Raw genomic sequence first — 7,094 nt, 5'->3', positions numbered from 1 at the left:
CCTCGGAGACCACGGCCGCCGCCGTGGGCGCGGTCGGCGTGGTGCGTCGTGACCCGATGGCGATGCTGCCGTTCATCGGCTACAACGCCGGCGACTACTTCAGCCACTGGATCAACATGGGCAAGGCCAACGACGAGTCGAAGATGCCCCGCATCTTCTACGTCAACTGGTTCCGTCGCGACGACGAGGGCGGCTTCCTGTGGCCCGGGTTCGGCGAGAACAGCCGCGTCCTCAAGTGGGTCATCGAGCGCCTCGAGGGCCACGCCGCCGCGGTCGAGACCCCCATCGGCCACGTGCCGGCGCCGGGCTCCCTCGACATCGAGGGCCTCGACATGACGCCCGAGGCGATCGAGGCCGCGCTGGCCGTCGACGCCGAGGAGTGGAAGGCCGAGATCCCGCAGATCCAGGAGTGGTTCGAGAAGTTCGGCGACGACCTCCCGGCCGTCCTGTGGACCGAGCTGGACGGGCTCAAGGAGCGCCTCGGCGCCTGAGGTCCCCGACGTGCACGACGACAGGCCCGTCCGGAGCTTCTCCGGACGGGCCTGTCGCACGTGCGGCGTGTGGAAGGATCGCTCGCGATCACAGGGAGGCGGTGGAGGATGAGTTTCGGCCCGCGCGAGCGTTCGCTCTTCGAGTCCGCCGCGACTGCGCTGTACGAGGAGATCGCCACCCAGGCCGGTGTGTCGAGGTCGGACCCTCGCATCGCCGACGGCGGCCCGGACCGGCAGGCCTTCGACCTGCTCGTCGAGCTCGGTCTGGTCACCCTCGACGAGCTCGACGAGACCTGGCTCGCCGTCGACCCGGCGACCGTGCAGTCGCGGGTGGTCGCCCCCCTGGGCCAGCAGGGCGCCGAGCTGATCTCGGAGTCCGCGCAGTGGGCGCAGGCCTTCAGCGGTCTCTCCCAGACGTGGCGGCAGTCGCCGGGGGCGGTCAAGGGCCCCTTCATCGAGCTGCGCGGCGAGGCCATCGCGCCGTACATCACCTCCGCCGTCGCGGACGCCACCCGCGAGCTGCTCACGGCTCAGTCCCAGACGGGACGGGCGATGGAGCAGCTGCCGCAGGCGATCGAGCGCGAGGTCGGCGCGCTGCGGCGCGGCGTCACCATGCGCACGCTCTACCAGCACGCCGCGCGGCGCAGCTCGGCCACGCACAAGTACGTCGCCGCGGTGACCGCCGAGGGTGCCCAGGTGCGCACCCTGGACGAGTTCTTCGAGCGGCTGATCGTGGTGGACCGGCGCCTGGCCATCGTGCCGGGCCCCGAGGAGCGCACCGCCCTCGCGGTCCGCGAGCCGTCGGTGGTGCACTACCTCGCCGACATCTTCGAGCGCGCGTGGGAACGGGGTCGGCCCTTCACCAACCGCGACTCCCCGCTGGTGCGCGACATCGCGGCCGAGCAGCGAGCCATGACGATCCGGATGCTGGTGGGCGGGTACGCCGACCCGGTCGGCGCCAAGCGGCTGGGGGTCAGCCCGCGCACCTACGCGGCGTACGTCTCGGACCTGAAGCACGAGTTCCAGGTCGACACCCGGTTCCAGCTGGGCTACGAGATGGGCCGGCTCGGCATCACCGGCAACGACGCGGAGCCGCACGTCGAAGCGGACCGCGACTGAGTCGCGGCCCGCTGCGAGGGGGGAGGAGGGGGATCGTCAGGGAAGGTGACGTGACATCGAGGGCCAGGTGGTGTCCGCCAGGGCGGAGGCACTCGTGGTGCCGGTGGCGCCGATCCCGATGGTCAGGGCAGCGGTCAGAAGTGCCGCGGCGATGCGTCGTGCAGTCATGCTCATTCACCCTCTTGTCTCTGGGTCCGGGGGGACCACGAGCACCCATTCTCGTCGATCGGTGCCCGAGCGTCACCATGGACGAAGGTGCAAGTGTGTGCATTGCAGACTTGTGCAGATGCCGTCCACCGTGGCACACCCGGGCCCCGAAATGCACTCTGGCCCCCGTGCAGGAGGCCAGAGAGAATGGCGGAGGCGGAGGGATTTGAACCCTCGATGGGGTTGTAGCCCCAAACCCGCTTAGCAGGCGGGCGCCATAGACCGGACTAGGCGACGCCTCCACGCTCGCCGTGGCGAGCCCGCACAGGCTACAAGGACCCGACGGGATCTGCCGAATCAGGTCCGGTGCGGCGCAGGATCAGAGCGGGCGCAGGCCCTGCCCGTCGGTGAGGTGACGCTGCAGGTCGCGGACGAACGCCTCGCGGTCGCCGGCCAGCAGGTCCACCGGGATGGTCGTGGTGCCCCCGTTGCGCAGTCGCAGGACGACACACGGCGAGCCAGCCCGCGTCGTGGTCACCGCGTCCTCGACGTCCTTCCACCGGGCCGCGGCCACGCCGACCCCGCGTACCCACTGCACCTGGTAGCCCTCGTCGCCGAGGCGCACCACCCAGCCCCGGCGACCGATGGCGAAGGTCGCGGCGACGAGCACGACGATGGCCAGGACCGCCGGCACCAGCAGCACCGAGGTGTGCAGGTCGAGGAACGCCACGGCCGCGGTGGCGGCGAAGACCATCAGGGCGAGGAGGACCAGCACGACGCCCAGGACGCGGGCAGTGACGGCGGGGGCGAGTCGATAGTCGGACGGCACGGGAGGATTGCACCCCATCCGGCGCCCGGATCGCCAGTTGGCCCTTGTACGGTGCGGCTGCCAGGGCCACACTCGAATGGGTCCGACGGGCGGGAAGGGTGCCATGTCCAGTGCTGCGACGGCGATGAGTGCTCTGCACCGCGCTCTCGATGCCCCACCGGAGCCCGGCATCGCGCTGGGCAACTGGCGCTGGACGATCCGCCAGCGGCTGGCCGACGTGCGCGAGGTGCTCATCCGCGAGTCCGAGCACCCCGACGACGCGTGGCTCGCCGCCCGCGGCACCGCGGCCCTGCGCGAGCGCACCGCGCTGATCGCCAGGATGGGCGAGCTCGGACCCCAGGTCCTGGAGAGCCCCGACGTGACCGCGGTCCGCGAGGCGCTGCTGCGCCTGCTCGCCGACATCGACCGTCACTTCCAGAAGCTCCGCGACCTGGCGTACGACGACGTGGAGATGGAGTTCGGCGGCTCCGAGTAGGCCGCCGGGCGGCGCCTCCTAGAATGCTCACCGTGCCGTCCTCGGACGGCACGAGGAGGGGTGCCGGAGCGGCCGATCGGAACCGCCTTGAAAGCGGTCGTAGGGAGACCTACCGCGGGTTCGAATCCCGCCCCCTCTGCCAAGGTGAGCGCAGCGAGCCGTGGGCTGAGGGGGCGTCGGCCGGGTGTGGCGGCTGCCACGGTGAGCGCAGCGAGGTGAGCGCAGCGAGCCGCCACCGCGGCGGTGCCCCAGCCACATTCCCCGGCGTCTCCATGTGGCTGGGCCACCGCCCGCCGACGTGTCGTCGTGCGCCGCGCCAGTGGGCGGTCAGGCAGCCACATTCCACCGCCGTCTCACTGTGGCTGGGCCACCGCTCTCGCCGGCGCCCGGAGGCCGCCCGTAGGCTCCCGGTCGTGTCCTCCTGGTTCGCGAGCCCTGCCGACGCCTCCGCCCGCCTGCATGCCACCGGCTACCTGGCGGACGCGGCGACGGCCACCACCGCCTACCTCGCCGGGGCCCTGGAGAAGCCGCTCCTGGTCGAGGGTCCGGCCGGCGTCGGCAAGACCGAGCTGGCCAAGGCGGTCGCCCGGGCCTGCGGCGCCGAGCTGGTGCGACTGCAGTGCTACGAGGGCCTCGACGAGGCGCGCGCGCTCTACGAGTGGAACTACAAGAAGCAGCTGTTGCRCATCCAGGCGGCCGGCGACCAGGGGTGGGACGAGACCCACGACGACATCTTCACCGACGAGTTCCTGCTCACCCGTCCGCTGCTGACGGCCATCCGCCGTGAGGAGCCGACGGTGCTGCTGATCGACGAGGTCGACAAGACCGACGTCGAGGTCGAGGGGCTGCTCCTCGAGGTGCTCTCGGACTTCCAGGTGACCATCCCCGAGCTCGGCACCGTGGCGGCGACGCGGCGCCCGTTCGTCGTGCTCACCTCCAACGCGACCCGCGAGCTCTCCGAGGCCGTCAAGCGGCGCTGCCTGTTCCTGCACCTCGACTACCCGGACTCCGAGCGGGAGCGGGAGATCGTGGTCTCGCAGGTCCCCGGCCTCCCCGACAAGGTCGCCACCCAGCTCGTCGAGGTGGTCGCCCGGTTGCGCGGGCTCGAGCTCAAGAAGGCGCCGTCGATCGCCGAGTCCGTGGACTGGGCGCGCACCCTGATCGCGCTGGAGATCGGTGACCTGGACGAGGAGGCCGTACGCCGCACGCTCGGCGTGGTCCTCAAGCACTCCTCCGACCACGAGCGGGCCACCAGGGAGCTCCGGCTCGCCGCGACACGGTGACCCCGGCCCGACGATGACCCTGCTCGACACGCACCTCGGCCTCGTCGAGGCCCTCCGGGCGGCAGGCCTGTCCGTCTCGCTGGCCGAGGGCCTGGACGCGATCGCCGCGCTGGAGCGGATCGGGTGGCACGACCGCGAGGTGGTGCGGACGGCGTACGCCGCGACGGTGGTCAAGAAGCAGTCGCAGCGGGTCACCTTCGACGCGATCTTCGACCTGTACTACCCACGGCTCGTGGGGGAGGGCGCCGCCGGCGACCCCGGACCGGCAGGGGCGGACGACCCGACGGGTGGGGTGCGCGACAACGCCGCGGCCCTCACCGGCTTCCGCGAGGAGCTGGCGGCGGCGCTCGAGGCGGGCGACGACCGGCGCGTGCAGGACCTGGCAGTGGAGGCGATGGCGCGCTTCGGGGCGATGCCCGGGCGCGGCCCCGGCCTGTCGAGCTGGTCGGCGTACACGGCGCTGCAGCGGGTGACCCCCCAGGAGCTGGTGCAGCAGCTGGTCGCCGGCCTGCTGGGGGCCGGTCGGGACGCCGCGGACGCCGAGCGGGTCGCGGGCGCCCGCGTCGGCACCTTCACGAGGCTCGTCGAGGCCGACGCCCGCCGACGGCTGGCCGAGGAGAAGGGCGCCCGGCACGTGGCCGACGTCGTGCTGCGTCCCACCATCGACCGTCTCGACTTCACCGCGGCGCGTCGCGCGGACCTGGAGGAGATGCGCCGCGAGATCTACCCGCTGGCCCGTCGGCTCGCCGTACGACTGACCAAGGAGCAGCACGCGCGGCGTCGGGGGGCTCTGGACTTCCGGCGCACCGTCCGGGCTTCGCTGGCCACCGGCGGCGTGCCCCTCGAGACGCACCACCGCCCCAAGCGGCCGCACCGCACCGAGCTCGTGGTGCTCTGCGACGTCAGCGGCTCGGTGGCCAGCTTCGCGCAGTTCACGCTGCTGCTCGTCTATGCGCTGCGCGAGCAGTTCCACAAGGTGCGCGCCTTCACCTTCGTCGACCAGGTCCACGAGGTCACCCACCACTTCACCCCCGGCGGCGACGTCGTGGAGGTGATGGAGAACCTCGCGGCCAGCACCGCCCACGCTGCGCGGTGGGGGCGTACCAACTACGGGCGCGCGCTCACGACGTTCGCCGAGGAGCACGCGGACGCGCTGGGTCCCCGGACGTCGCTGCTGGTCCTGGGCGACGCCCGCTCGAACCACAGCGACCTGGCCCTGGACACCCTGCGCGGGCTGGCCGCCTCGGCCCGGCACGCGTGGTGGCTCAACCCCGAGCACACCCGGCACTGGGGCACGGGCGACAGCGCCGCCCGTGCCTACGGCGAGATCGTGCCGATGGTGGAGTGCCGCAACCTCGCCCAGCTGGGCGAGTTCGTCCACGACATCCTCTGACCCGTCCGGTCAGCCGGCGAGGAAGCCGAGCTCGGTGATCCGCGCGATCTCGGCCCGCACCTCGGGGTGCTGGGCGGCGTCCGCCGCGCGCCCGCCGGTGACGTACGGTGCCGCGGCATCGCTGCCGGTGCCGTCGTAGACCACGGTGAGCCGGTTGTCGACGCTCGTGTTGATGAGCGACCCGAGGAGCGCGACCGGGTCGGACCGGTCCTCCAGCGAGAGCACCCGCGTGTGCGGGGGGATGGTCGGCACCTGCGAGGACGGGGCGCCCGTCGTGATGACCTGGTCGACGACGAAGGCGTCGGAGGTGGCCGCCTCGGCGATCTCGGCGGCCGCGGTGCCCCCGTGCCAGGACCCCACGAGCATGACGCGTGCCCCGCTCTCGCCCTGCACGGCGTTCTCGATCGCCCGCACGACCTGCCGGACGTACGACGCGTTGTCGCCGCCGACCAGCCGCAGCCGGCCGGCCTCCTCGGACCGGCGCCCGGGGAGATAGGCGATGTAGCGGCCGGCACCGATGCGCTGCACGCTGATGCGGCGGTCGGCCGCGGCGAGGTTGGCCATCAGGTCCTCGATGGAGCGCGGGGCGTCGCCGGCACTGCCCGTGGTGGCGTCGACCGGCTCCGCGACCTCGGTCTCCTCGGCGAACCCCGCGGCCGAGTCGCGCAGCGCCGAGACGGCGTCGCTGGAGAACGGCTGGACGCCGATGGCCCGCAGGCCGGCGCGGGCCGCGGCGGCGCCCTGGTCGGTCGACATGACGCCGGCGGTGAGCAGCGCGCGCATCTGGAGGCCGTCGAGCAACCCCCCGGCTCCGGCCATGTGGTCCATCAGCTCGGGATTGCTCTCGGCCAGCTCGTTGAGGTAGGACGTGACCCCGGCCCGGTCGAGCGCGTCGGTCTCGATCAGACCGGCCGACACGATGGCCCCGCCGAGGGCGACCTCGGGGGCGAGGTAGCCGATCGCACGACCCGCGATGGAGCCGAGCGTCTTGTAGGCGGCGTCCTGGAGCTCGTCGATCCAGCGGTAGGTCAGCACGGTGGCGCGCACGACCAGGGCGTCGGCGTCGAGCTCGACCGACCGGGTGAGCAGGCCCTGCTTGCCGGTGGTCGCGGCGCGGATGTCCTCCTCGGCCTGGGCGAAGGTGGCGGTGGACAGCTCGGCGGAGGCCGCGACGTCGTCGTCGGCGAGGATGTCGGCCCCGAGGCGGGCGCGGGTGCGCATGTCGGCCCCGGACGCGTCGAAGAGGTCGGCCAGCGCCAGCATCTCGTGGTACTTGTCGGCGTTGGCCGTGGCCTCCGTCGACCCGGTCGACGCGCCGGCACGCGCCGCGCGGATCAGGTCCTGCTCACTCATGCGA

At 72.6% G+C, this 7,094-nt stretch carries 8 protein-coding genes and 2 tRNA genes; 6 read left to right on the top strand and 4 right to left on the bottom strand.

What is annotated here, in order from left to right; all coding sequences use genetic code 11:
• Window positions 1–491 (top strand): phosphoenolpyruvate carboxykinase domain-containing protein (locus ACXJKL_RS10645; protein WP_457207023.1); only part of this gene is annotated, 491 nt, incomplete at its 5' end.
• A 108-nt stretch (window positions 492–599) separates the two neighbouring features.
• Window positions 600–1,610: a TrmB family transcriptional regulator gene (locus tag ACXJKL_RS10640; protein WP_457207022.1), complete on the top strand. Its 1,011-nt coding sequence runs from the start codon at window positions 600–602 to the stop codon at window positions 1,608–1,610.
• Between the two features lie 36 nt (window positions 1,611–1,646).
• Here the strand turns inward: ACXJKL_RS10640 and ACXJKL_RS10635 are convergent, their stop codons facing one another.
• The 3 genes from ACXJKL_RS10635 to ACXJKL_RS10625 all read right to left on the bottom strand — a co-directional run bounded on the left by ACXJKL_RS10635 (window position 1,647) and on the right by ACXJKL_RS10625 (window position 2,586).
• Complete coding sequence (locus ACXJKL_RS10635) at window positions 1,647–1,778, bottom strand: hypothetical protein (RefSeq protein WP_457207021.1); 132 nt, start codon at window positions 1,776–1,778, stop codon at window positions 1,647–1,649.
• 187 nt (window positions 1,779–1,965) lie between these two features.
• Window positions 1,966–2,059 (bottom strand) — tRNA-Ser (locus tag ACXJKL_RS10630).
• Between the two features lie 77 nt (window positions 2,060–2,136).
• A complete protein-coding gene (locus tag ACXJKL_RS10625) occupies window positions 2,137–2,586 on the bottom strand; it encodes a hypothetical protein (RefSeq protein ID WP_457207020.1) in 450 nt (149 codons plus the stop codon).
• A gap of 103 nt (window positions 2,587–2,689) precedes the next feature.
• Here ACXJKL_RS10625 and ACXJKL_RS10620 point away from each other — a divergent pair, with 103 nt between their 5' ends.
• The 4 genes from ACXJKL_RS10620 (at window position 2,690) to ACXJKL_RS10605 (ending at window position 5,737) form a co-directional block, all read left to right on the top strand.
• Window positions 2,690–3,061 (top strand): hypothetical protein, encoded by a 372-nt coding sequence (locus tag ACXJKL_RS10620; protein WP_457207019.1) that lies wholly within the window; start codon window positions 2,690–2,692, stop codon window positions 3,059–3,061.
• Window positions 3,062–3,115: 54 nt separating this feature from the next.
• A tRNA-Ser gene (locus ACXJKL_RS10615) sits at window positions 3,116–3,203 on the top strand.
• A gap of 271 nt (window positions 3,204–3,474) precedes the next feature.
• Entirely contained in the window at window positions 3,475–4,344 is an 870-nt protein-coding gene (locus tag ACXJKL_RS10610) for an AAA family ATPase (protein WP_457207018.1), read from the top strand.
• A 13-nt stretch (window positions 4,345–4,357) separates the two neighbouring features.
• Window positions 4,358–5,737, top strand: a complete 1,380-nt coding sequence (locus tag ACXJKL_RS10605) for a vWA domain-containing protein (RefSeq protein WP_457207017.1) — start codon at window positions 4,358–4,360, stop codon at window positions 5,735–5,737.
• A 9-nt stretch (window positions 5,738–5,746) separates the two neighbouring features.
• On the opposite strand, the gene ACXJKL_RS10600 is transcribed toward ACXJKL_RS10605, so the two are convergent.
• On the bottom strand, window positions 5,747–7,094 hold a 1,348-nt coding region (locus tag ACXJKL_RS10600), incomplete at its 5' end, for a hypothetical protein (RefSeq protein ID WP_457207016.1).

It is taken from the genome of Nocardioides sp. P5_C9_2, assembly GCF_054049555.1.
The sequence above is the reverse complement of the archived record's forward strand: the minus strand, read 5'-3'. Positions and strand labels throughout refer to the sequence as shown.

Coding starts and splice junctions, on each gene's coding strand:
- ACXJKL_RS10640 (WP_457207022.1), top strand. CDS start 600: ATGAGTTTCGGCCCGCGCGAGCGTTCGCTCTTCGAGTCCGCCGCGACT.
- ACXJKL_RS10635 (WP_457207021.1), bottom strand. CDS start 1,778: ATGACTGCACGACGCATCGCCGCGGCACTTCTGACCGCTGCCCTGACC.
- ACXJKL_RS10620 (WP_457207019.1), top strand. CDS start 2,690: ATGTCCAGTGCTGCGACGGCGATGAGTGCTCTGCACCGCGCTCTCGAT.
- ACXJKL_RS10605 (WP_457207017.1), top strand. CDS start 4,358: ATGACCCTGCTCGACACGCACCTCGGCCTCGTCGAGGCCCTCCGGGCG.